General features: G+C 55.5%; 18 protein-coding genes and 2 pseudogenes. 10 read left to right on the plus strand and 10 right to left on the minus strand.

Features of this window, described 5'->3' with window-relative positions; all coding sequences use genetic code 11:
* Positions 1–336 precede the first annotated feature (336 nt).
* The 3 genes and pseudogenes from RBB80_RS03080 to RBB80_RS03090 form a co-directional block, all read right to left on the minus strand.
* Positions 337–648 (minus strand): annotated as a pseudogene (locus RBB80_RS03080) (hypothetical protein); the annotation flags it as partial.
* A complete protein-coding gene (locus RBB80_RS03085) occupies positions 537–788 on the minus strand; it encodes a tyrosine-type recombinase/integrase (RefSeq protein ID WP_433969458.1) in 252 nt (83 codons plus the stop codon). The pseudogene RBB80_RS03080 and the gene RBB80_RS03085, both read right to left, overlap by 112 nt.
* Complete coding sequence (locus RBB80_RS03090; protein ID WP_433970128.1) at positions 748–1,020, minus strand: hypothetical protein; 273 nt, start codon at positions 1,018–1,020, stop codon at positions 748–750. Before RBB80_RS03090 ends, RBB80_RS03085 begins: the two co-directional genes overlap by 41 nt.
* A gap of 556 nt (positions 1,021–1,576) precedes the next feature.
* Here RBB80_RS03090 and RBB80_RS03095 point away from each other — a divergent pair.
* Positions 1,577–2,362 (plus strand): hypothetical protein, encoded by a 786-nt coding sequence (locus RBB80_RS03095; protein WP_433966860.1) that lies wholly within the window; start codon positions 1,577–1,579, stop codon positions 2,360–2,362.
* A gap of 321 nt (positions 2,363–2,683) precedes the next feature.
* A complete protein-coding gene (locus RBB80_RS03100; RefSeq protein ID WP_433966861.1) occupies positions 2,684–6,148 on the plus strand; it encodes a two-component regulator propeller domain-containing protein in 3,465 nt (1,154 codons plus the stop codon).
* Positions 6,149–6,292: 144 nt separating this feature from the next.
* Here RBB80_RS03100 and RBB80_RS03105 read toward each other — a convergent pair whose 3' ends face one another.
* The 6 genes and pseudogenes from RBB80_RS03105 to RBB80_RS03130 form a co-directional block, all read right to left on the minus strand.
* Positions 6,293–6,634 carry a hypothetical protein gene (locus RBB80_RS03105; RefSeq protein WP_433966862.1) on the minus strand — a complete coding sequence of 114 codons (342 nt, stop codon included), beginning with the start codon at positions 6,632–6,634 and terminating at the stop codon, positions 6,293–6,295.
* 86 nt (positions 6,635–6,720) lie between these two features.
* Positions 6,721–7,344 carry an alpha/beta hydrolase gene (locus RBB80_RS03110; protein WP_433966863.1) on the minus strand — a complete coding sequence of 208 codons (624 nt, stop codon included), beginning with the start codon at positions 7,342–7,344 and terminating at the stop codon, positions 6,721–6,723.
* A gap of 2 nt (positions 7,345–7,346) precedes the next feature.
* The gene (locus RBB80_RS03115) at positions 7,347–7,664 is read right to left on the minus strand and encodes a hypothetical protein (protein ID WP_433966864.1); all 318 of its coding nucleotides are present in this window, start codon (positions 7,662–7,664) and stop codon (positions 7,347–7,349) included.
* Between the two features lie 12 nt (positions 7,665–7,676).
* Positions 7,677–8,468 (minus strand): annotated as a pseudogene (locus RBB80_RS03120) (aldo/keto reductase); the annotation flags it as partial.
* A 259-nt stretch (positions 8,469–8,727) separates the two neighbouring features.
* Positions 8,728–9,759, minus strand: a complete 1,032-nt coding sequence (locus tag RBB80_RS03125; protein WP_433966865.1) for a 4Fe-4S dicluster domain-containing protein — start codon at positions 9,757–9,759, stop codon at positions 8,728–8,730.
* Positions 9,760–9,796: 37 nt separating this feature from the next.
* Positions 9,797–10,372: a carboxymuconolactone decarboxylase family protein gene (locus RBB80_RS03130; protein ID WP_433966866.1), complete on the minus strand. Its 576-nt coding sequence runs from the start codon at positions 10,370–10,372 to the stop codon at positions 9,797–9,799.
* Between the two features lie 207 nt (positions 10,373–10,579).
* Here RBB80_RS03130 and RBB80_RS03135 point away from each other — a divergent pair, with 207 nt between their 5' ends.
* The 6 genes from RBB80_RS03135 (at position 10,580) to RBB80_RS03160 (ending at position 19,360) form a co-directional block, all read left to right on the plus strand.
* Positions 10,580–13,774 carry a TonB-dependent receptor domain-containing protein gene (locus RBB80_RS03135; protein ID WP_433966867.1) on the plus strand — a complete coding sequence of 1,065 codons (3,195 nt, stop codon included), beginning with the start codon at positions 10,580–10,582 and terminating at the stop codon, positions 13,772–13,774.
* A gap of 9 nt (positions 13,775–13,783) precedes the next feature.
* Positions 13,784–14,497, plus strand: a complete 714-nt coding sequence (locus RBB80_RS03140) for a carboxymuconolactone decarboxylase family protein (RefSeq protein ID WP_433966868.1) — start codon at positions 13,784–13,786, stop codon at positions 14,495–14,497.
* The gene (locus RBB80_RS03145; protein ID WP_433966869.1) at positions 14,460–15,737 is read left to right on the plus strand and encodes an MFS transporter; all 1,278 of its coding nucleotides are present in this window, start codon (positions 14,460–14,462) and stop codon (positions 15,735–15,737) included. The genes RBB80_RS03140 and RBB80_RS03145 overlap by 38 nt, the downstream gene beginning before the upstream one ends.
* 2 nt (positions 15,738–15,739) lie before the next feature.
* Entirely contained in the window at positions 15,740–16,306 is a 567-nt protein-coding gene (locus tag RBB80_RS03150; protein WP_433966870.1) for a carboxymuconolactone decarboxylase family protein, read from the plus strand.
* A 540-nt stretch (positions 16,307–16,846) separates the two neighbouring features.
* The gene (locus RBB80_RS03155; RefSeq protein WP_433966871.1) at positions 16,847–18,454 is read left to right on the plus strand and encodes a SpoIIE family protein phosphatase; all 1,608 of its coding nucleotides are present in this window, start codon (positions 16,847–16,849) and stop codon (positions 18,452–18,454) included.
* 33 nt (positions 18,455–18,487) lie between these two features.
* Positions 18,488–19,360: a c-type heme family protein gene (locus RBB80_RS03160; protein ID WP_433966872.1), complete on the plus strand. Its 873-nt coding sequence runs from the start codon at positions 18,488–18,490 to the stop codon at positions 19,358–19,360.
* Here the strand turns inward: RBB80_RS03160 and RBB80_RS03165 are convergent, their stop codons facing one another.
* Positions 19,361–20,470: a serine/threonine-protein kinase gene (locus tag RBB80_RS03165; RefSeq protein WP_433966873.1), complete on the minus strand. Its 1,110-nt coding sequence runs from the start codon at positions 20,468–20,470 to the stop codon at positions 19,361–19,363.
* A 693-nt stretch (positions 20,471–21,163) separates the two neighbouring features.
* Here RBB80_RS03165 and RBB80_RS03170 point away from each other — a divergent pair.
* A complete protein-coding gene (locus RBB80_RS03170) occupies positions 21,164–21,757 on the plus strand; it encodes a hypothetical protein (protein ID WP_433966874.1) in 594 nt (197 codons plus the stop codon).
* Between the two features lie 225 nt (positions 21,758–21,982).
* Positions 21,983–22,969, plus strand: a complete 987-nt coding sequence (locus RBB80_RS03175) for a SphA family protein (RefSeq protein WP_433966875.1) — start codon at positions 21,983–21,985, stop codon at positions 22,967–22,969.
* The last annotated feature ends 12 nt before the right edge of the window (positions 22,970–22,981 follow it).

Below are 22,981 nucleotides of genomic sequence, written 5' to 3' on the forward strand. Positions count from 1 at the left end.
GAGCCCGGCTCTATCCATATCTCTGCTTCGCTACCTCTCAGTTCCCATTCCGAGAATCAAAAGATAAATTTGCAAGAGATTTGCAAGAACGTTTGGGCATTCTGGCACTTTTGGCGCTTCCTGCACCTTTTAGAATCTGTAAGTTACAGATTCCATTAGCAGCGCGGGAGACCGATCCCGTCTCTGGCCACCACATTCTAAGTGACTTACGGAATTTTCCCGAAGCGCGTAGCCCAAACTCATCCCAAGTTCGTCAATGCCGCCCACGTTTCGGTATGCAGTGGCCAGCCAATAGGCCATCCACAATCCTCTCGTGTGCCCGACGCTTCGATGGCGTTACCGCCTTCGCGTAGATGTCCAACGTTGTCTTGCTGTGAGAGTGGCGCATGAGTCCTGCGTCACCTTCACGTTCTCATCGTTGTCAATCAGCCAAGTGGAGATGGACCGGCGAAAAGTGTGCCAGCCAATTGTGCCAGTGATTCCAGCTTGCTCCGCCGCACCCTGAGATGGGTATTTCCAGTAAGGCTTCTCACCTTTCATCCTCGGACTGGCAAACACCCAATCTTCCGGAGCGGCGTAGGGCGTCTCCCGCCGCCACCGTGCCAGTGACTCGAGCACGGAGGCAGCGAGCGGGATGCGACTCTTGGAAGCGTCGCTTTTGGTGTTCCCGACAACGCTGTAATACCCCGCTGTAGGTGCATGACACCGGCGTCGAAGTCGATGTCATTCCAGCGCAGCGCCAGCAGTTCACTCACCCGGAGACCCGTGGTAGCGTCCAGCCAGACCATGGTACGGACCGGCTCTGTAAGGAATGTGAATGGTGTGCTCTTGGGAGGAGCGGCCACGCTGTCTCACGTACTTGATCGGCTTGGCCTGCGCATCTCTGGCCAGGAATCCGTGACGGCCATGGCGAAAGACGACACTCATAATGTTGCGCATCTTCAACCGTGTCCCGTTCTGTAATTTGTGTTCGCCGCGTCCCAGTTCACAGAGCCAGTCTCCGATGACGATAGGCTCCATTTCAGTGATCGGAGTCCTCCCCAACGCGGCAGAATCCACCGCTTGAGATAGCGGCGATTTCCCTCGACTGTGGAATGCGCCTTTGGAGCTCGAGCCTGCTGCTGGTCCACATAGAGCTCTCTGCGATGTAGTGCATGACAAGCTTTCCAAAGGTCATCCCCAGAACTGAAGTCCGTGGAGTTGTACTGTTAATGTTGATCCAGGATGGTATTCAGACGAATCCGGGAAGGTTTTAGCCCATCGTGGATGTATTACGAGCAAACCGGGACTAAACCATTAGGACCGAATTACTTCCTGTTTGCCAACATGCAGGCGTCGTAGCTGAATACTGAAGCGTTCATGGATACCGGCCAAATATGCGACCTCAATAGGTCCATTGCCCGGTTCTCACTAACTCTAAAGTCGGCGTGAAGGCTTTTTCCCCGTGTCAGCTCGTATTCACTGCAGTGGTTACAAGTAAAATGTGGGTACTGTGAGGAAAACACTCCAACGAGCGCGGTCCTTTGTCCCTGTCGGAGATTGCGACCCCTTGTGTGTTTATATGCAGCTGCGACTGTTGGTCCCAGTATTCTTGCGGCGATCGCTGCTACTGATTTTCTGCATTGCGCTGAACGGTTGCCAGTCCCATAAAGCCGATTCCGGACCCTGGATCGAGTTCACCCATATCCCGCCGGCGGCGCAAGGTGGACGAGAAAGAGTCGACACGATCTCTGGACGGGTAAGAAACGCTCGACCAAAGCAGCAGATTGTTATTTATGCGCACAGCGGGCCGTGGTGGGTGCAGCCCTGGCCTGATCATCCCTTCATTCCCATCAAAGCCGACTCGACGTGGAGCACGGAAACTCATCTGGGATTTGAGTATGCTGCGTTATTGGTGGAGCCGGATTATTATCCGCAGCCCGAGATGGATGTAGCTCCGACCCAAGGCGGTTCCGTTGCTCTCGTGACAATCGTGAAGGGCGCTGGAGCGCCGCAATATGCCCCGACCGGATCGCTTAAATTTAGCGGCTACGATTGGGGTGTTCGCATGATTGCGAATGACAAGGGAGGCACGAACAACCTCTTCGATGCCGAAAATGCATGGACCGATGCGAGCGGCGCGCTCCACCTGCAGATCAAGAAGAAATCGGACAGGTGGTCGTGTGCAGAAATATTCCTAAATCGCAGTCTCGGGTACGGCACGTATTCGGTAACCGTGCGGGATACTTCTCACTTAGAACCTGCTGCGGTCTTCACTCTGTATATCTTCGAGGACTCGGCTGGCGAGCAGCACTATCGCGAGATGGACGTAGAGGTCAGTCGCTGGGGGACGCTGCGAATAAGAACAATGCACAATATGTAATTCAACCGTTCTACACCCCTGGGAACGTGTTCGCTTTTGCGGCGCCCTCAGGCGTCTTGACCTATGTCTTGCGCTGGGAACCTGGACATGCAACTTTCAAGACCTTTCGCGGAAGATCTGCTGACGCCGGAGCGCAACTCATTTCTGAACACGAGTTCACGTCTGGCATCCCGTTACCGGGTAAGGCAAAACCCCGTCTGATCTTTTACATCGTTGCGAGCGATAAAAATCCTATGGAGAAGCCAAGCGAGGTTGTGGTTGAGAAGTTTGAATACCTTCCGTGAGTACGGTTTTGGAAGGCGCTGGATACTCAGGTGTGCCATGGCCGGACTCGCGGCTGTCTGCTTCGCTGTTTCGGCGTCTGCCGTCGATCCCAGTCGGACCGTGTCGCAATATCTCCACGACTCGTGGGGAACGGAAAGAGGATGGCCGGGCGGATCTATAACGGCCATGGCACAGACTTCCGATGGCTATCTCTGGATCGGGACCGATAAAGGCTTAGTTCGTTTTGACGGTCTGAATTTTCACCAGTTCGAGCGGGCCCGTCCTGATCCGATCCTGATTGGTCCTGTACGAACACTCCTGGTTGACGCAAGCGATAACCTCTGGATCTTGCTACAAAACACCCAACTCATTCGTTATCACAATGGCAACTTCGAGCTTATCCGCGGCGAGGTTGAGAACGGCACAACGGCAGTGGCACGGGGGACGTCGGGTGCGGTTTTGCTCTCATCATTACCTGTGGGAACTCTCACATACAGTGACAACCGATTTCGAACTCTGTCCTCGGCAACTCTTCCCGCCGACGCTGCAAGGATCGCGAACGGCGAGGCTCCCGACCAGCGATCACCTCCTTTCAGTTGGACCTATGGCATGATGCCGGATCGTCAGCCCGCGCTCACCTCGCTGGTGATGGCCATGGCGCAGACTGACGACGGAAAGATTTGGCTTGGCACGGAGCGTCGAGGGCTCTTCTATCTCCAGGACGGGCGCGTTTTGAGTGCCTGGAATGGGCGGGTTGATACGAAGATTAACTGCCTTCTTCCGCTTCAACACTCAGAAATGTGGGTCGGAACGGCGAAGGGTGTGCTGCGCTGGAATGGAACAGAACTTACTTTGGCAGGTGTACCGTCATCTCTTCTCAATCTCGACGTACTTTCCATTCTCCGCGACCGGGACTCGAACATCTGGTTTGGCACGAGTCGCGGACTGTTTCGGTACAACGCGAACGGGGTATTTTCCCTGAGTACTCACGAAACCATTGCACCGGTAACTGCGCTTTTCGAAGATCGAGAGGGAAACATTTGGATCGGTGGCGCGCGGGGTCTCGAGCGACTGCGAGACAGCGCCTTCGTTACGTACTCTCTTCCCAATTTGAAATCGCAGAGTATGGGACCATTGCACGTTGACTCCGGCGGCCGCACCTGGATTGCGCCCATTGAGGGTGGTTTGCGATGGCTGAAGGAAGGAAAAAGTGGGGTTGTCACTGCCGATGGGGTCGCCAACGATATCGTCTACTCCATTACCGGAGCTGCCAAGGATGATGTCTGGGTGGGACGACAACAGGGTGGACTTACCCATCTGCGCTACTCCGGCAATTCGTCTACAGCCAAGACCTACACGCAGGCAGATGGCCTCGCACAAAACAGCGTGTACGCGGTCTATCAGAGTCGTGATGGAAGCGTCTGGTCAGGGACCCTCAATAGTGGTGTAAGCGAGCTAAAGAACGGTCGTTTCACAAATTACACGACCGCAGACGGGTTAGCGGCGAACACAATATCGTCGATTGCCGAGGGTCCTGACGGAACGATATGGTTCGGGACTCCGAAGGGCGTCAGTGCCATGTCGCAGAAAGGGTGGCGAACCTATACTGGCAACGACGGATTACCTTCCGAGGATGTCAACTGCCTCCTGCAGGATTCAACGAGAATCCTGTGGATAGGGACGGCCGAAGGTCTCGCTTACCTCAGTGATGGGCATGTGCATATACCCCGCGGAGTACCTGGATCCCTGCAAGCACCAATATTTGGCATTGAAGAAGACAAAAACGGCTGGTTTTGGATCGCGACCTCAGATCATGTTTTGCGCGTTTCGCGCGACAAACTGCTAAGCGGTGTTGTGAAAGCAGCCGATGTTCGCGAGTACGACCAGGCCGATGGTCTCGAGAGCACTGAAGGAGTGAAGCGGAGCCGATCGGTGGTCTCGGATTCAGCAGGCAGGATCTGGTTTTCACTTAGCGGCGGCTTGTCGGTTGTTAATGCGTCCCAGATCAATGACAATTCAGTTCCGGCGCTGCCTCACATCGAGGCGATCACCGCCGATAACAACGCTCCGAACCTCGCCGCCTACGTTCAAATTCCTCCATCTCCCCGGCGAATCACATTTGTGTATACGGGGCTGAGCCTCGCGGTACCCGCGCGGATTCGCTTTCGATATTTTCTCGAAGGTTTCGACAGTAACTGGAGCCAGCCGGTCGCAGCGCGAGAAGCCGTTTACACGAACCTTGGGCCCGGCCGCTATCGATTCCGGCTAGTCGCCAGCAACAGCGAGGGGCTGTGGAACGGGCCAGAAACTGCAATCGCATTGAACGTCGCCCCGGCCTACGATCAAACCTACTGGTTCCGATTGTTGTGCGTAGCTGCCTTTCTGGCATTCCTTTGGGGGCTGTATCAACTCCGAGTGCAACAATTACGGGGAGAGGAAAGAAAACTTCGCCAAGCCATTGAGACCATTCCGGCGATGGCGTGGATTGTTGGACCCAACGGGGCCGTTCAATTTCGGAATCGACGCTGGGTTGAATATACCGGCCTGTCGCAGTTGGGAAAAGCGGAGGGGGCCGAGACAATTGCTGTTCATCCTGAAGATCGGGATCGAATTGTACGACGACTGGGCGCAAGCTTTGCCAGTGGTGAGCCGTTCGAGGAGGAGATGCGTATCCGCCGCACCGATGGGGAGTATCGGTGGTTTTTGAGCCGCGCTGTGCCGCTGCGGGACAAGCGAGGAAAGGTCGTGAAATGGTACGGTGCGGCGACCGACATTCAAGATCGCAAGCGTGCGGAACAGCTACAGGCAGACCTTGCACACACCAATCGGGTCAGCACGATGGGAGAATTGGTTGCCTCGATCTCGCACGAGCTCGCGCAGCCGATCACGGTCACAACCGCTCATGCCAAGGCATCTTTGCGTTGGCTTCAGCGCGACCCGCCCGAAGTGACTGAAGCTCGCAAAGGAACGGAAAAAATCATCGAAGCCGGAGCCCTTGCCTCGGAAATCATCAACCGCCTGCGGTCGTTGTACAGGAAGGCCCCGCCCAAACGGGAGTTGGTCGCGATAAATGAGGTCATCGGCGAAATGGTCCTGCTGCTGCGGGGCGAAGCCAACGAGTATGCCGTTTCGATTCGTACAGACCTTGGCATCAATCTTCCCCAAATCACGGCGGACCGAGTGCAACTGCAGCAGGTACTGATGAACCTCATGCTTAATGGTATCGAGGCGATGAAGGAGACCGGCGGAGTGCTCACGGTCAAAACGGGACGAGGCGAGGGAGGGCAAGTGCTGATCTTAGTCAGCGACACCGGCATAGGATTACCCGCCGGAGCAGCGGATGATATCTTCAATGCCTTCTTCACCACCAAACCTCAAGGCAGCGGCATGGGGCTGGCGATCAGCCGCTCCATCGTGGAATCGCATGGTGGCCGTTTGTGGGCCACACCCCACAACGGACGAGGCGCGACGTTTCATTTCACTCTGCCGACCGCAGTCGTGGAAGAATCTGCGGCAACATGATTCCAAGTTCTTACGCGCGTGCGACAGCCGCATCGGGGCCTGCTGGTCAACGTTGATTTGCGATAAGAAAGACACCGTTACTGTGCCGTCGGTTACGAGATCGCCGTTTATAAGGACTAATCTGGTTTGTTTACGCTGTGTAAGCTAGGTTGCTTCCGCCGCACACGTACTATCACGTTCGGTTATTCTCATCATCACTTCTGCGTAGAACTGCCGAAGTCTTTCGGGGATCAATAAGACTAGAACCTGACCACCTGGATGAACATGCCAATCCAGCTTTGCAGCGACACCATAGGTTGCTACGGCGATACTGGGATCGAACGTACTGTCTCCTACATTTAACTCATTAAGCCAAATATTTCCGGTGTGATTCTTGACCGTGGATAGGTCACCCTTTGGGAAAATCGCGTCCCCTGTTTGTGCTTGGGACCGGAACACGAATACAAGGCTCACCGCGAAGGCGATGATTTGAAGTTTTGTTCTCATGTTTTTATCTTCTCCTTTTGAGCTTTATTCGATGCGTGCTGCCAACTCAATATCACTGATTACCATTTCAGTCAGTTTGAATACTGTTACCTGTGCGCCTGCGTCAGCCCTTGCGCATCCAGCCAGTAATAGAGTTCGTCGATCCAGTGATCGCTGGTTTTGCCTTGTTTGCGCATACCCCAACCATGACCACCGGAGCTATAGATGTGGAATTCGGGTTTGTATCCAGCGGCCTTGAGAGCATCGTAGAAGGCGACAATGTTGGGGCCGGCGAGGTTGTCGTCCTGCGCCATCGCCATGAAGAAGGGTGGCAGCCCTTGCGGTATGGGCGGCGGACCCGGGAAGGTAGCACCGTAAATGGGAGCGGCATAGTTCGGACGTGCATCCGGCTGAACTGCCGTCATCTCCGTGATCATCCCGCCCGCCGAGAATCCTGTGAAGACAATGCGATCCGGGGAAATGTGCCATTCGGCGGCGTGAGCGCGGACCACCTTCACCGCTTGGATGCCGTCGGCGATGCCGTACTTGCCATCCTCGGCGATCATGGCGTGGTCGTTCAACTGAGCCATGAAGGCCGCACGCGTGGATTCGCCTAGCTGTGCGGCGTCCTTACCTTGAACCTGCTTGGTACGGTATTTCAGGACGATCGCCGCAAATCCGCGGGCGACGAACCACTTCGCAACATCGTAACCTTGAGAGTTGATTGACAAACCTATGAAGCCGCCCCAGGGGCGATGATGACGGCGGCGCCTGTCGCCGTGGAAGGGTCGGGCAGGTATGCGGTCAGCGTCGGCGTGCTCACGTTGACCGTTGTCTCCATGTCGCCAGAGCCAAGATTGGTCTCCGGCTGCTTCCATTGCTCCGACCCCGGCGCGACACCGGGCCATAGATTGATGATCTTTTTCGCTATGGCCGGCGTCGCCGCCTCTTCAGGCTTGCTGTTGTTATTTTCCTGCGCTCTCGCTGCGGGCAAAAGAGAAACCGCCATCAACGAGACCGCGATGAAAGACACACGATGCTTTCTGCTCATGGAGTCCCATTCCTAGCGATTCACCAGGCTCTGAAGTTGAGCAGGATATCTCTCCCCCTGCACATCGATCTCCGAGACAGCATCGTGGATCGCATTCAGATCGTCCGGCGTCAGCTCTACGCCCACGCCGCCCAGATTCTCTTCGAGCCGGTGCAGTTTCGTCGTTCCGGGAATCGGCACAATCCACGGCTTCTGCGCAAGCAGCCAGGCCAGCGCGATCTGCGCCTTGGTCGCCTGTTTCTGATCCGCAATCTGCCCGAGAGCGTCCACCAGTGCCTGGTTCGCTTTTCGGGCATCGGCGGAGAAGCGCGGGACGATGTTGCGGAAGTCCGTTTTGTCAAACTCCGTCTTGTCGGAGATTGCGCCCGTAAGAAAGCCCTTGCCCAGCGGGCTAAATGGGACGAACCCGATACCGAGTTTCTCCAGTGTTGGAAGAATCTCTTTCTCCGGCTCTCGCCACCATAGCGAATACTCGCTCTGCAGCGCCGCGACCGGCTGCACCGCATGTGCGCGGCGAATGGTCGCTGCCCCAGCCTCTGACATACCGAAATGTTTGACCTTCCCCTCCTGGATCAGGTCCTTGACAGTGCCCGCCACTTCTTCGATGGCGACTGTTGAATCGACGCGGTGTTGATAGAAGAGGTCGATAACATCCGTATTGAGGCGCTTCAGAGCGGCTTCAGCCACAACCCTGATTTGTTCCGGCTTGCTGTTCGTGCCCTGACTAGGTATTCCGTTTTCGAAGCCGAACTTCGTTGCGATGATGACCTTGTCGCGCACCGGCGCCAGCGCTTCACCAACGAGTTCTTCGTTTGTAAACGGACCTTCTCTTTTGCATTTTTTCTCTCCACTTGCAGTCTAGGCAGAATCGGGCTTGGGCCGTTACCACGATCCTGCCGATCTCCTCAAAATCAGTATGGCGTTATCTCAGAAAAGGCGGCGGCTGTTCGCGCTCAGAAGCTCAGTCGGGTTCATGTACGATTTCACGACTTTCACTGAGGCGCATCACGTAGCACACGATCTACACTGACTTCCGAACGAATTATCCACGCGTGAAAGGTAGTCAACTTGGGCTAGTCTTGAAAATCACCCCGTCGGAGGATTTCGAACGCCGTCCGCGGCGTTCCATCGTGGCAAGCAGTTTAGGTCGCACGTGTGGCCGGGTCCACGGACACTCGGCTATACAAATTCCGCACGATGCTGCTTCGGCAAAGTAAGGGATGCATTTGTCGAAGTCGACATACCAGCGCTCCACGCCGCGCACCATTTGCTTGTTTTCGAGAATTGCGCCAGGCGGACAAGCGCGAGTGCAAACCTGACAGGTTGCACAGAATTCGTCGGCACCAAATCGATCTGGCGCAGTCGCGATTAGCGGCATGTCCGTTGTGACGCCCGCGAGACGTACACCGGATCCAAACTGCCTACTAATCAATGAACCGTGCTTACCAAGCTCACCCAAGCCCGAAGCGATAGCGGGCGGGATAAGAAGGAGTGCATCTGCCATAGGGCCGGGGTACGCATGAGCGTTGTATCCCTGAGAGCGAATCCAATTTGCAAGAGCGTAGGAGGCCCGTGTGCCACGAGCATATTGATCGCCAATATCTGTGACGCCAATTCCGTTTGTTTCGTCGGAGGGAACTTCTTTGAGCAGTTCATAATTGTGGGCAAGGGCGAGCACCACGATCCACGGCTCTTCCACCGTGTAACCTTCGAAAACATAGAGTGGGTCCATTGGCGTGATTCCCACCGCGTCGGCTTCATGAGCGAGCGCAAACGTTTTTAATTCGTTAGCAAATTGCTCGTCAGAGGCCTGGGTCTTTTGATGCGCTATCGAACAGAGCCCAGGATGGTTGTAGGCTGCGGCAAAGGCCTCCGTAGCACCTGGACATCTCCGAGAACTTTGCCGAGCAACGAGCTGCAAATCGCCGTATGGGTGTTGGTCGGGCGGATGCCAGAAAAACGGTGACGCCTTACGGATGGAAGTCTCGCCTAGACCGTTGATTGGATTCCCGGAAACCCTGAGTAATGCGAGCGTTTCAAGATTGGAACTGTAAGGTTTGCGTCTTCGATTTCGCGGGTTGATTTGTGCTGGCATCGCTCACCTTGGAACGGCGGAAACAACAATTTGCTGTTTACTTTGCTTGCGCAGTTTGATCCGGGAGATATTCCCGGCTCATGACAACATAACCTTCCCGCGCAGTCTTCTTGCCTCGTTCGCGATACAACTCTTCCTCTTGAGGCTGCCAGGTATCCAAACCGTCGACGTAACGGTTGTACATGCAGAAAGCAGCAGCGATGAGAACTGTATCGTGAATTTCGATGTCGGTGGCGCCTTGAGCACGGGCAGCTTCCACGTCAGCGGCCGTGACGCTCTTGCCACCTTTCTGTACCTTCGCCGCGATGACTAACAACGACTTCAGTTTCTCTGAAATATCCGCAACCTGAAAATCCGCTTTCACTCGAGCGACTAATTCATAGTCGTCGTTGAGACAAGCAGCCGCAATAGAGCCATGTACGGTCTGACAAAAATAGCAGTCGTTGAGGTGCGAGACGTAGGTCGCTATCAATTCGCGGTCTGCTTGTGGAAGAGAGTTCGGGGCGTGCAACAACGCTTCCGCGAGTTCGTTAAGAGGCTTAGCTGTCTCTGGGCGAAATGCCATAGCGCTGCGTATTCCTTGCAGCCCGTCCGGCAATTTGATGTGAGGCATAGTAATTCTCCAGGATTGTATGCGAAGCATACGCCATAAGCTGCGGGCCGGATAGGTGGAACCCTCTCTCCACCTTATGGTTGATGACAGATTACCGCGTGGTCTATAGCATTCGCGTGAAACCGCAACCACCCTATCTGTGTAGGGCATCCCGTCTTTTGGGCCGTCACTTACAAACTGTTCTCTACATTTTGGAGGTTGTATCCGATGCGCCTGTATTCCCGGATTGCAACTACTGCTTGCATCCTCGCTCTCGTTTCAGCGTTGCATGCTCAACTGCCCAGCGGCTCGATTGGCGGTATCGCCAAAGACCCGAGCGGCCGGCTTATCCAAGGTGCGCATATATCCGCGACCAATGAGCGACTGGGTACCATCCGAGAAGGTGCAACCGGTGCAGACGGCTCTTTCATGTTGTCGAATCTGGAACCTGGAAGCTATACGGTTGTACTGACCTTCACAGGACTCTCCGACGTTCGTTACAGTAACGTTCAGCTCGAAGCTGGAAAGTCGGTCACGCTCGATACGACATTGAACGTTGCTTCGCAGGCCAGCACGATCGATGTCAACAGCGATAACAGACAGGGTGTCGATCTTACGCAGTCCATGATTCAGGGACAGATCACATCGCAGACGATTTCAAGTATCCCCCTCAATGGCAGGAATTTTCTAGAACTTGCCTACCTGGTACCAGGAAACCGGCCCGCGCCTACCTTCGACCCGACTAAGACGAATACCCTCGAAGTAAGCTCCGCGGGCGGATTCGGTAGAGGCGGCAACATTACTGTCGACGGCGGTGACAATAACGACGAGGTGGTTGGGGGCACGCTCGCTAACTTTCCTGAGGATTCGATTCAGGAGTTTCAGATTGCGACCGCAAGATTCACAGCCGAAGTCGGTCGGTCGGGCAACAGCATTATCAACATCGTCACAAAGACCGGAACGAACCAATATCACGGTTCACTCTTCTTCTTCGAGCGCAATCGCAATCTGCAGGCTCTGCCTGCGACATTCGACCGTTCCCTTCCCACGCCAGCATTTGACAGAGAACAGTACGGCGCAACCCTGGGTGGTCCGATCCGAAAGGACAAGGGTCGGTTCTTCACAGGCTTCGAATACCGCGACCAGAATGCAGCGCTCCAGACCGGCACGCGCAACTTCACGACCTCTCAGATTCAAAACACCTCCGCTCCTTCTCCCCTTCGCGAAGCACTCTGGTCTACTCGATACGACCAGCAGTTAGGTCCGAAGAACACGGTTATGGCGCGATATTCCTTCAATCGTTCTACGGATACAGGTGAAGCTACGCCCTCCCAAACCACACCATCCTTCACTGCAGCGGAGCGGCAGAACTCGCTCAATCGATTCAATTCGGTCGTGGCTGGCCTCACAACGGTTCTGTCGCCCACTCGCGTCAACAACTTTGGCTTCCATTACGACAATTTTTATAACAATATTCCTCCCTACCTGCCGAATGCACCCACGACGAATCCGCAATTGAACCTGACTAACGAACTCATCTTTCCCGATATTGCAGACGGGGCAAACTTCAATCTCCCACAGGCTACCCATCTCGATCGATACCAGTTTGGCGACGCATATTCCTGGGCTTTGGGTAAGCACGCCCTCAGGTTCGGTGGAGAGTTTCAGCACTACACCGCACACGGAGAGATCAACGTCTTCGGCACCGGCACGGTTATCCTTACGACCAACTTCGCCTTCGCTGATTTGAATGGAGACGGCAAGATCAATGATCTTGATATTCCGGAGGCTGTTGGGATCAAGAGCAGTGCACCTGTCACTCCAGTTCCAATTCCTACAGTCTTCAACAGCTATCTTGCGTTCTACGCCCAGGATGATTGGCGAGTGCTGCCTAAGCTAACTCTCAACCTTGGACTGCGGTGGGAGTACGACTCGAATCTCACCGGGACCTCGAGTGCTCACGACCCGTGCCCCAACCTGACCACGGTGCCCACTGTCCCGTGCACCTGGATGGCAAACGTTATCAACCTCAAAAAATCTCCTGACGTGAAGGATTTCAGTCCTCGCATCGGCTTCGCCTACGATCCTTTCGGTATCGGGAGGACGGTCGTTCGCGGCGGCTATGGCATCTATTACGACCGCATTATTCTTGAAAGCGGTGCCGAAGAGCTTGTGCAGAACGATCGCGCCTTGACCGTCACCCAGTTCGCCGGATCTTACTGCGTCTCTCCTTTTGTGCCGGGGCCGCCGAGCCTAAACGCCTGCTTTGCTCCTCACGCAAGCTTCGGCACAGGCAGCCCAAGTCTCGCGGCGCCATTCAGTGGCCCTCACCAGACTGGCGGAGTTGGCATGATCGGGATGGGCCCAGACTCTCATCATCCTCTCGTTCAGCAATTTTCCCTTGGCTTTCAGCAGCAATTTGGCAGCAGCTGGGTCATGTCAGCAGACGGACTTCACGTCTTCGCAAATCGCCAGTTGAATGGCCATCTACTTCGCAGCACCAGCTCAACCTCTCCGTACGTCGCCTGCCCGGGCAATAATGTACCCTGCAGCTTAACAGACCCAACCAGCGGGATCTCCGACAACATCACGCTCATCGAGTCCAGAGCGAAATCTTGGTATGACGGCCTGATCTTCAGTCTGCAGCAACGGCAGTCAAAGCTGGGACACGTGGCCTATCAATACAACATCAGCTACACGCTTTCGAAGACGCTCGACTACTCCGACGACGACCAACTCACCAACAGCAACGCCAACGAACAGGTAAACCTAGTCGAAGGAATTAACCAACCTCAACTTGAGAAGGGATACGCCGTCACCGATGAGCTGAACCGCGTCACTTTCTACGGAGAAGTGCAATTTCCGTGGCAAATCTCCTTCGCGCCGATCTACACTTTCGGATCGGGCGTGCCTGCCGACACCTTCCTGCCCGGCACAGCCATCAACGGAGCGAGCGGATCCCGCCTTCCCCTTATCTCGCGCAACTCCCTCGGCCGCGAGATCAAAAATAGCAATCACCTGAATGCGGTGATCGATAAATGGAATGCTCTTCCTGCGTGTCCGGCGTCGTTCCCGTGTCTCGCCGGAGGGCTCCTTCAGCATGTGCCGTCCAACATCAATTTTTCCAGTCCATTCAGCTCTCTCGACTTTCGGTTGCAGAAGCAGTTCAAATTCAAGGAAGGGATAGCCCTTTCTCTTATTGGAGAAGCTTTCAATATCTTCAATGAGACGAATATCCGCGGAACCAGCAACAACAACTACCCAGGCCGTAGCATCTCCATCGGACCCTTTCAGTCAGCCCAAAACGGTCAACCTGCACATACAGTGCAGTCAAACTTCTACTCCGCCGTTACAACGGCAGGTGGATTCTTTGGTTCTGGCGGCCCCAGAGCGTTTCAGCTTGCGGCCAGATTGGCGTTTTAGTCCATGATTATGCGGGAATATCAAAATCAAGCTCTGGGCGAGTTGTCTCCCATCCAATCGGCAAACCTGCCGATTGTGAATGAGGACGACGCCCCACCCGAGGTCGAACGCCTCTTTACGAGGTTCCGTACCGACTTCGGCAGGCCACACGTACCGGGTATCCTGCGGTGCTTTGCAACCCATCCACCTTTGCTCGAGCACATGATGGGGCTCGCCCAATCCATGCTCTTCATAGACGGCGCACTCGACCGACAGCATAAAGAGATGATCGCGACGTTTGTCTCCTCTCGGAATAACTGCGCTTATTGCGCGGACAGTCACGGGTTCTTTCTCCGTACGAACGGCGGCTCACCGGAACTGCTCACGGCAGTAATGGCATGTGAGGTCGATTCCAGGGAGTTTAGTTCCCAACAGGGCGCCCTTCTTCGCTTCGTGCAAAAGATCACAGACGATGCGCAAAGCGTTACTAGGGCCGACATCGAATTACTACACGTATCCGATTGGACCGATCTGCAGATTGCAGAAGCTATTCATGTCACTGCGCTCTTTGCGTGTTTCAATCGGGTTGTGAATGCGTTTGGGCTGCCCTCGCAGGATTTGCTTGCCGGGTATGCAAATGGCACTTCCCCCAGGAAAAACCCTTACCGTCCGAACAGCCGAAAGAAAAGCGTCACGGGAGCGGCGATTGAGCGAGCAGGTTATTCCCAAGCTCCAAGACAATGAGAGTTCGATTCATTACCAGGGCTGGAGCGTCGCGGCGGCTGCTTTCGTTGGTGTAATGGTGAGCTTCGCTCCCATTGTGCCTTACACGTTCAGCCTCTTTCTAAACCCGCTGCATGCGGCATTTGGCTGGCAGCGCGAAGCCATCTCCGGCACCTTCGCCCTGGCCGCTATCACCGTAGCCGTTGTCTCGCCCGGAATCGGCGTTCTGCTCGACCGCTTCCCGCCGCGCCGGATCATTCTGCCCTCAGTCGTCATCTTCGCACTCGCGCTGGCGTCGCTCAGTAGGCTCGGTCCGAGCATCCAGCGCTTCTATCTCACCTACTTTGTCTTGGGATTAGTTGCCAACGGCACCGCCCAATTCGCCTACACGCGCACCATTCTCACCTGGTTCAACAGGCGGCGTGGGCTTGCGCTCGCTTTCCTGCTTACTGGCAGCGGAGTGGGTTCCATTCTGATCCCTCCTCTGACACAGTGGGTGATTGATCACCATGGCTGGCGCGACGCCTATCTTATGCTCGGCGGCGTTGCGTTGCTTGGTCTGCCACTCACTGCCCTTCTCCTACGCAATCAACCCATGCCACAGCGAGTCGACGAGAGCCTGATGTCCGGAGAGACCGTCGCATCCGCACTCCGCACTGCGCCCTTTTGGATACTCGCCTTCATCATCATGCTTTCGGCTTTCGGGGAAAACGGTCTGGTTACCAATCTTGCAGCCATGCTCACCGAGCACGGCGTCACCGTCCAAGCCGCCGCCCTTGCCTTGTCGGTAAGAGGCGGTGCCGGCATTGTCGGCCGGCTGTTCACCGGCTTTCTGATCGACAGGCTCCCCGCGCAGAGAATCCAGACCGGTATCCTTCTGCTCTCCGCCGCTGGCACTCTCATTCTTGCCTTCTCTGGCACCTCGGCTATGGCTCTCCTTGGGGCGGCGCTGCTTGGCATCGGACTCGGCAGCGAAGCGGACGTCGCACCCTACCTGCTGGCTCGCTACTTCGGGCGGAAGCACTTCTCTGTACTCTATGGCCTGACATGGACCGCTTACGCGATTGGAGGCGCCACAGGTCCAATGGTGGTGGGACATTTCTACGACCGCGCCGGTTCCTATCAGCCGCGCTGCATCGTCGGCCTCGCATGCACCACGTTACTCGCCGCCGGACTCAGCCTTTTCCTGCGAAGCGATCGCAATCCATATCACGCAAGCGATATCAACCTGGCCTCGGCCAGCATCTCGTTGGAGGAATAACCATGCCTCATATTGCATTGCCTGAAGACATGCCAGGAATCACCGCTGGCTTCGCCTTTCGTCCGGAGACCGCCCGGCCCCTGCGTGAACTCGCGCATATCCTCCTGCATACTTCCGGGAACGACGGCTTCAGCTCACGGGATCGCGAGTTGATCGCCGCTTTCGTGTCTTCGAGAAACACCTGCTACTTTTGCCAGACAAGCCACGGCGCCGCCGCAAGCCATCTGAACAGTGGAGACCCGGATCTTGTAGAGTCAGTCTGCCGGGACTACAAAACCTCAGACATATCGGAGAAGTTGAAGGCACTCCTTGCGATCGCGGAGCAGGTGCAGATCGACGGAAAGAAAGTGACGACGCAACTCGTAGAGGAAGCGCGTCAGCATGGCGCCACCGATCTCGACATTCACGACACCGTACTCATCGCCGCTGCGTTCTCTATGTACAACCGCTACGTCGATGGCCTGCAGACCTGGCAGCCACGCAATTGTGTGATGTATGTCGAAATGGGGAAGCGCATGGCGGAAGAAGGCTATTGTCCTCCTTCGGAACCAGTGTCTTTTGGGATGTGAGGTAACCTTCGCCAGTTGAATAGCGACGGAAAGCCGGCTTATGGGCAGTTATGGCCGTTCTTCTGTGACGGGCAATCCGGAAGTTGAATCTCAGTTGTCGCTAACAGGCGAGGGCGTTGACAAAGTCGAATCCACAAAAACGGCGTTATTTTGAGGATAGAAAATGCCCAGGCGACCCGAGGAAATCATTTGTAGAACATCGAGATGCGACGCGCTTCGGGACCTCCCCCGCAGAGTTTCGACAGCCACGGGCCTAGGCATTCATCGAACCGACCTTTTGGAATTCGAACGGAACCAGCATGGAAGATCTTTCGCAGATGCTTTCACACAGTTCGATCAAGATCACGGAGAAGTATTATTCACCGTGGATTCCTGAGAGACAGACAGCATTGGAACAAAAACCCACGGAACCCAAAACCAGAGTAAAGTTTGAACAAGGCGAGAGTGAAAAATGTGGGATGCACAGCATCCTGATTGGGATTAGCGAGTCTCCCTTCACCCGCTTTCATTTGAGCGCTGGTATCGTCAAAGGGAAGCAAAATGCCCGATCGGCCTGTCCTCGTCATGGAGACCATCAAACACACAGCTCGCTTGGTAGTTCGAGAAACAGACCAGACGCAAACCATAACCATCAACTCCCTGCCCTTCACGATCGGCCGTAGGGCGGATCGGAGTCTCTACCTCACCAACTCGCAGGTCTCACGCGAGCACGCCATCATTCACGAGGATGCGGAAGGTTTCTTTATTCAAGACCTCGGCAGCCGCCACGGAACCTTCGTCAATGACGTCCGCAAGGACATCGCTCGCCTCCGTTCCGGAGACCGCATCAAGCTCGGCCCATCGGGCGTCACCCTCCTCTTCGTTACCTCTTCCGACCACACCTCCACCATGGCCCTTTTCAACCAGATGTCAACCGGAACCTCCAGCACCGAACTTCAGAAGCTCTCCCTCTTCCTACAGGCCGCACAGAGCTTCAACAACACAAGCGTGCTCGAAGACATCCTCAGCACCATGATCGAATTCACTCTGCGTCTCACTCACGCGGAGCGCGGCTTTGTCTTCCTCGGCGAGAGCTCCACTACCCTCGGCCTCGCGTGTGCTCTCGATCGCGAAGGCCAGCAAATTCTCGACGACACGAAGATCTCGCACTCAATCGTTCGCGATGCAGCCGAGTCCGGACAGGAGTATATCCTCGGCGACGTCAGTGGCGAAGGCCAGCCCGTCGGCCGCGAGAGCGCCGTCGCCCACGAACTCCGCAGCGTCATCGCCATCCCCCTGCGTGGCCGCAGCTCCGGCAGCCTCCTCGGCCTCCTCTACCTCGACAGTCGCCTACGGACCAGCACTCTCAACAGCGTCGGCCGCGACATCCTCCATGCCATCGCGGCCGAGGCAGCCACCCTTGTCGAACATGCCCGCTTAGTCCAGGCCGAGCGCGCTGCCGACCTTCTCCGCAACGAGATGGAGATCGCCGCCACTATTCAGCAGAGCATCATCGGCCGCGATCTCCCGACCTTCCCCTACGCTAAGGTCATGGCGAAAACCATCCCCTGTGCAGAGGTCGGCGGCGATTTCTACGACGTCATTCCGGTGGATGACGGCTTTATTGCCATCGTCGCCGACGTTTCCGGAAAAGGTGTGTCCGCTGCTTTGCTCGCTTCGATCATCCAGGGCATGATGTACGCGCAGGCACGGAGCCGCGTCTCCCTTGTCGCCACCGTCACCACCGTCCAATCCTTTCTGTGCTCCCGGGTCTACGGACAGAAGTACGTAACCCTCGTGGCCCTCCACTACAAACGAAATGGCGAGGTCGAATTAGTCAACGGCGGCCACGTCTCTCCTTTCCTCATTCTTGAAGACGGCACTGTTACTCCCATTCTCGGCGGCGACGTCCCCGTCGGCCTTCTCCACAACGCCACTTTCCATTCCGTCTCCTTTACTGTGCCTCTCAACGCACGCCTGGTGCTTCTCAGCGATGGTGTCACCGAAGCCGAGAACCCAACGGGTGTGCAGTTCGGCTCCATCGAGCGCCAGCGTGAGTTTTCGGCACCAGATCCCATTCAGGCCATCTTCACTTCCATGTTCCGTTTCTGCGAGGGTGCCCCTGCCGACGACGACTGCACCCTCCTGGTCATCGACAGAACCGCCTGACGCTGGAAGAACAACGCGTTTGTTGGAGAAACCATGAAACTTCTACTCAAATTCAACCTGATTGTCGTCGCCGTCGTCGCCATCGGTCTCGCCATAGTCTCCTGGGTCGCTCACTCCTTCCTCATCGACAATGCGAGAGCCCAGGTCCTGCAGCAAGCCGAACTTATGATCCAGAGCGCCAGCTCCACACGCGACTACACCACAGAAGAACTCACGCCAATCATCGTGACCGCTCCAGCCATGAAGCATACTTTTCTTCCGCAGGCCATTCCGTTTTACGGGGCGACGGTCACCTTCGCTCGCCTCCGCCAGAAATTTCCCGAGTACATGTACAAGGAAGCCACGCTGAACCCGACCAACCTCCAGGATCGTGCCGTCGATTGGGAGACCGACGTCATCGATGCCTTTCGCAACAAGCCGGATTTGAAGGAGTTCGTCGGGGAGCGCGAAACCGCAACTGGCCCCTCGCTCTATCTCGCCCACCCCATCAAGACGGAGTCAGGCTGCCTGGAGTGCCACACACTGCCCTCTGCCGCTCCAAAAACCATGGTCGAAAAATACGGATCGACGAATGGTTTCGGGTGGAAACTCAACGAAATTGTCGGTGCCCAGATCGTCTCCGTGCCGATGGCAGTCCCTATCCAGATTGCATCAAGGGCGTTCAAAACTCTCCTCTGGTCTCTGGTCACGACATTTGCCGCCATTCTGCTCGCTATCGATCTCGTGCTTTACTACCTCATCATCCTGCCGCTGCGCAAGCTCTCCGCCGTCGCCGACCGTGTCAGTCTCGGCCAGCTCGACCAGGCCGAACTACCCGTTCGCGGCAAGGACGAGATGGCCCAGCTCACCGCATCCTTCAACCGCCTGGTAGTCACCGTAGTAAAGGCCTTGCAAATGCTCGGCTAGCTACAATACGCCGCTCTTGCGAAACCGTCCGCCCACTGAGGAGAGAAATCTCCGCCTCGCATCCGTCTCCTCAATCTCCTGCGCTACCTGCTCCACCAGCGCCTGCAGATCATTTGTACTGCTGGAAGCACGCTTTACCAGCACGCTCGCGATCGGCCCGACGTAGTGGGCCAGCTTCAGCGTAATCTCGCTCAACTGATCCGGCTCGTACTTCGAACTCTCCCCAATCGCTCCCTCTGCCGCACCAGTCAACGTGGACGTCGGACTAGCAAAAACCCTGATTTGTGAAGCCTGGCCCAGCTGCGAGGCATCCAGCGCCACAAGAAACTCCCTTGCGGTTTGCCACCTCTCCCGCTTCTCTTTAGCCAGCGCCCTCATCACTACTGCCGAAAACTCCGCCGGTATCAACGGGTTTATCCGGCTCGGCGATATCGGACTGTACTGCAGAAGCCCACCGATCACCTGCGCGTAGTTCGTACCCTCTATCGGTAGTTTGCCCGTAATCATCTCGTATAGCGTCACACCCACCGCATACAGATCCGACCGCGCATCGTGCCCTTCCCCCGATAGTTGCTCCGGCGCTATGTAGTGCATCGATCCCACCAGCGCCCCGGTCATCGTCAACCGCGCTTCGGGGGCTGCTAGCGCCAGCCCGAAATCAAGCACCTTAACCTGTCCCCCGGGCGTGACCATGATATTCGACGGTTTGATATCCCGATGAATCACTCCGCGCGAGTGCGCATACTCCAACGCCGTGAGCAGCTGCCGTATATAGGCCACCGCCTGGTCCAGCGTAATACCCGCTGCCAGCGCGTGCCGCAGATCCATCCCTTCCACGTACTCCATAATCATCACAAGCTGCTCTTCGTAATGAAATGCAGTATGCAGCACGGCAATGTTTGGATGATTTAGTGTGGCCAGCACCCGAATCTCTCGCGTAAACCGATCCAGCATCTCCTGGCTCGCGGAAGACGCCGCGAGCAGTACTTTCATCGCCTCCGTGCGGTCTGAGATCAGGTGCCGCACGCGAAACACCTTACCCATTCCGCCGTCGCCGAGCAGATCAACTATCTCGTATGAACCAACACGAGTTCCTGGAAGCCACGCCATCGACTCGAGTCTACATGCTTCCGCACGCGTCAGCGTTGACGCTCATCCGTCTCACAACGCAAGCTTCATCAAACAGCGCAGGACGTCGCTTTCGACGATCTCCCTTTAGGTATCAGATACTTTCAAAAGCATAGCCCGATCCCGTCTCTGACCACCACTTAGGATCAATAACTTACAACATGTAGGAAATAGGCCCTCGGCATTTCACAGCGGACGCAGACCACGCCTGTGGAGAAACGCTACTCCTTCCGGCCCGGACCGAGTGATATCTAAGCATCCGCTATTTCGGACTTCGATGTGAATAAACGCCAGTCAGTGGCTAGGAATTTTGCTAGTAGCTGCGAAGCGGCGCTGAAGGTAGCCTCCGTGTTAGCTCTTGTGAATCGGAGGAATCGGTGGCGAAGTTTGACCAATCGCTTAGAGCACGAAAGATCATCTTTCTGCTTAGAGAGAGGACTGGGTGTTCGCTGTCGTCAGGGACAAGCTCATTCTGCTCCTGACATTCCGCTTGTGTTCTGGGGCGTCGGCACAGCATTCCCTGGCGCGGAAATACACTCGCAGTTGCCGGCCTATCTTATTAGGCTATTCGGGGTTAGTGACCATAAGTGAGCAGTAAATGATGCAGACTGGTCTCGCCAAGAAGCACACCGCTCGCGGCCGGTCGTGACACCGTCTGGGACGAGGAGAAAAATTATGCGATTAAAGAATCTGCAAATAATGAGTACTGTGTTGATTCTATCGGGGTGTCTCTCCATTGCGTCCGCCCAAAACGGAGACGATAAGCCGCTCTCCGTTCTTCCTCGACAATTTACAGCCACCGCATTTGGCCAGGCAGGAGCGGCGGCCGGTAGGAGCTTCGGACTCGATATCTACATCACCGGTTGGACAACCAATCAACAGGTGCAGGACTACATCAGCGTCCTGAAAGAAAAAGGCCCGGATGGATTGGTGAGTGCGATGGAGAAAACGAGCGACGTAGGCCGGCTCTCTCCCACCGGCTTTGTCGGCAGTGGCTTTCGCTTTGCCCGGTACAGGCCAACGGCAGACGGAGGCCTACACGTTGTGATGGTGACAAATCGTCCTATGTCCTTTGGCGAAATGTACCGGGGAGGCCGTTCGACGGACTATCAGTTTGGAATCGTCGCCTTGAATGTCGACAAGAATGGAAAAGGTACTGGCCAACTGGCACCCGTATGCAAGATCAAATTCAATAAGAAGAACGAACTAGAAATAGAAAACTTCGGGCAAAAGCCTTTTCGGCTTGCAAATGTGTATCTCCGGAAATAGAAAACGGTGAAAGGGAGCCTGTTAGCGGACTAACTCACGCATTCAATATCTGTCTTTAGCCACGGTCCCTGCTTAGGTGCAGCGGACCGACCAAAGCTTTCCATGTACAGAATCCACCTCAAAGCTAGAGAAATTTTGTTGAGCAAACTTGGTTTCGAATACGAAGAGCCTTATAGAAGTGGATAGTAGTGGGGCCTCGATCCCTCCAACAGTAAAGGAGAAGACATGGACAAGAGATGGAACCGTCGTGCATCTTCACCTTGGGCTCTCACGATTTTAGTGTTAATGAGCGTAGCGGCATTGCAGGCTCAACAGAAGGGCCAATATGTGCCCGGACAATTTGGGCTGAATGCTGGCGTAGTTCCTGACTCGGGACTGACCTACGCCAATGTAGCGCTCAACTACTCCGCAAGTTCACTGAATGACGCGAATGGTAACCATCGCCCCAATGTGGTGGGCACTTACGGGTTCTGGGCCGACGAAAACATCTTCTACTTTGTCCCGAAGAAGAAGATTTTGGGCGCATCCTTCGCTCCCTACATCTCTCTCAATGTCGCGAACGGCAGTCTGGTTGCCGACATCTCGGGAACCAATCTCGGTGCCACAGGGGGAGGATCAGGATTTGCAGACCTGTTTGTCCAGCCCGTCAATCTCGGCTGGCACCTCAAGCGGGCAGACATCGTCGCCGGCTACGCGTTCTTCGCCCCTACCGGACGCTTCTCTGCTGGAGCGAGAAACAACGTAGGCTCGGGATATTGGGGCAACGACCTAACCTTTGGCACAACGGTTTACGTTACAAAGAACAAGGGAACCAGCTTAAACTTATTCACCGATTGGGAGACACACGGACAGAAGACAGGAACTGCCCTGACGCCGGGAAAAACCTTCACTATCGAGTGGGGAGCGGGCCAACTCCTTCCACTCAAAAAAGACTTCAGCAGACTGCTTCAACTCGGTTTAATCGGATATGACCAGTGGCAGATTTCTGCTAACAGCGGGACGATCGGCAATTTGCCTGCGAGTAGTGTGCCGTTCTACTCTGTCCACGCAGTAGGCCTCCAGAGCAACTACATACTTCCCACCAAAAATCTCAACTTCTTCTTCAAATACCTAAATGAGTACAAAGCGATCTCACGCCCCGAGGGCAGAACAATTGTGTTCGGAGGTTCGTGGACCTTGCGGATTCCTAAGCCGCCCGCGCCTAAGCCGTAACCCTAAGCGACA

The organism is Tunturiibacter gelidiferens (assembly GCF_051013345.1).
GTDB lineage: Bacteria > Acidobacteriota > Terriglobia > Terriglobales > Acidobacteriaceae > Edaphobacter > Edaphobacter gelidiferens_A.

What these genes read in the sequence shown, in the direction of transcription:
- RBB80_RS03125 (WP_433966865.1), bottom strand. Translation starts at nt 9,759, where the DNA reads ATGCCAGCACAAATCAACCCGCGAAATCGAAGACGCAAACCTTACAGT.
- RBB80_RS03085 (WP_433969458.1), bottom strand. Translation starts at nt 788, where the DNA reads ATGGTCTGGCTGGACGCTACCACGGGTCTCCGGGTGAGTGAACTGCTG.
- RBB80_RS03100 (WP_433966861.1), top strand. Translation starts at nt 2,684, where the DNA reads ATGGCCGGACTCGCGGCTGTCTGCTTCGCTGTTTCGGCGTCTGCCGTC.
- RBB80_RS03150 (WP_433966870.1), top strand. Translation starts at nt 15,740, where the DNA reads ATGCCTCATATTGCATTGCCTGAAGACATGCCAGGAATCACCGCTGGC.
- RBB80_RS03135 (WP_433966867.1), top strand. Translation starts at nt 10,580, where the DNA reads ATGCGCCTGTATTCCCGGATTGCAACTACTGCTTGCATCCTCGCTCTC.
- RBB80_RS03170 (WP_433966874.1), top strand. Translation starts at nt 21,164, where the DNA reads ATGCGATTAAAGAATCTGCAAATAATGAGTACTGTGTTGATTCTATCG.
- RBB80_RS03155 (WP_433966871.1), top strand. Translation starts at nt 16,847, where the DNA reads ATGCCCGATCGGCCTGTCCTCGTCATGGAGACCATCAAACACACAGCT.
- RBB80_RS03140 (WP_433966868.1), top strand. Translation starts at nt 13,784, where the DNA reads ATGCGGGAATATCAAAATCAAGCTCTGGGCGAGTTGTCTCCCATCCAA.
- RBB80_RS03090 (WP_433970128.1), bottom strand. Translation starts at nt 1,020, where the DNA reads ATGGAGCCTATCGTCATCGGAGACTGGCTCTGTGAACTGGGACGCGGC.
- RBB80_RS03130 (WP_433966866.1), bottom strand. Translation starts at nt 10,372, where the DNA reads ATGCCTCACATCAAATTGCCGGACGGGCTGCAAGGAATACGCAGCGCT.
- RBB80_RS03160 (WP_433966872.1), top strand. Translation starts at nt 18,488, where the DNA reads ATGAAACTTCTACTCAAATTCAACCTGATTGTCGTCGCCGTCGTCGCC.
- RBB80_RS03165 (WP_433966873.1), bottom strand. Translation starts at nt 20,470, where the DNA reads ATGGCGTGGCTTCCAGGAACTCGTGTTGGTTCATACGAGATAGTTGAT.
- RBB80_RS03105 (WP_433966862.1), bottom strand. Translation starts at nt 6,634, where the DNA reads ATGAGAACAAAACTTCAAATCATCGCCTTCGCGGTGAGCCTTGTATTC.
- RBB80_RS03175 (WP_433966875.1), top strand. Translation starts at nt 21,983, where the DNA reads ATGGACAAGAGATGGAACCGTCGTGCATCTTCACCTTGGGCTCTCACG.
- RBB80_RS03115 (WP_433966864.1), bottom strand. Translation starts at nt 7,664, where the DNA reads ATGAGCAGAAAGCATCGTGTGTCTTTCATCGCGGTCTCGTTGATGGCG.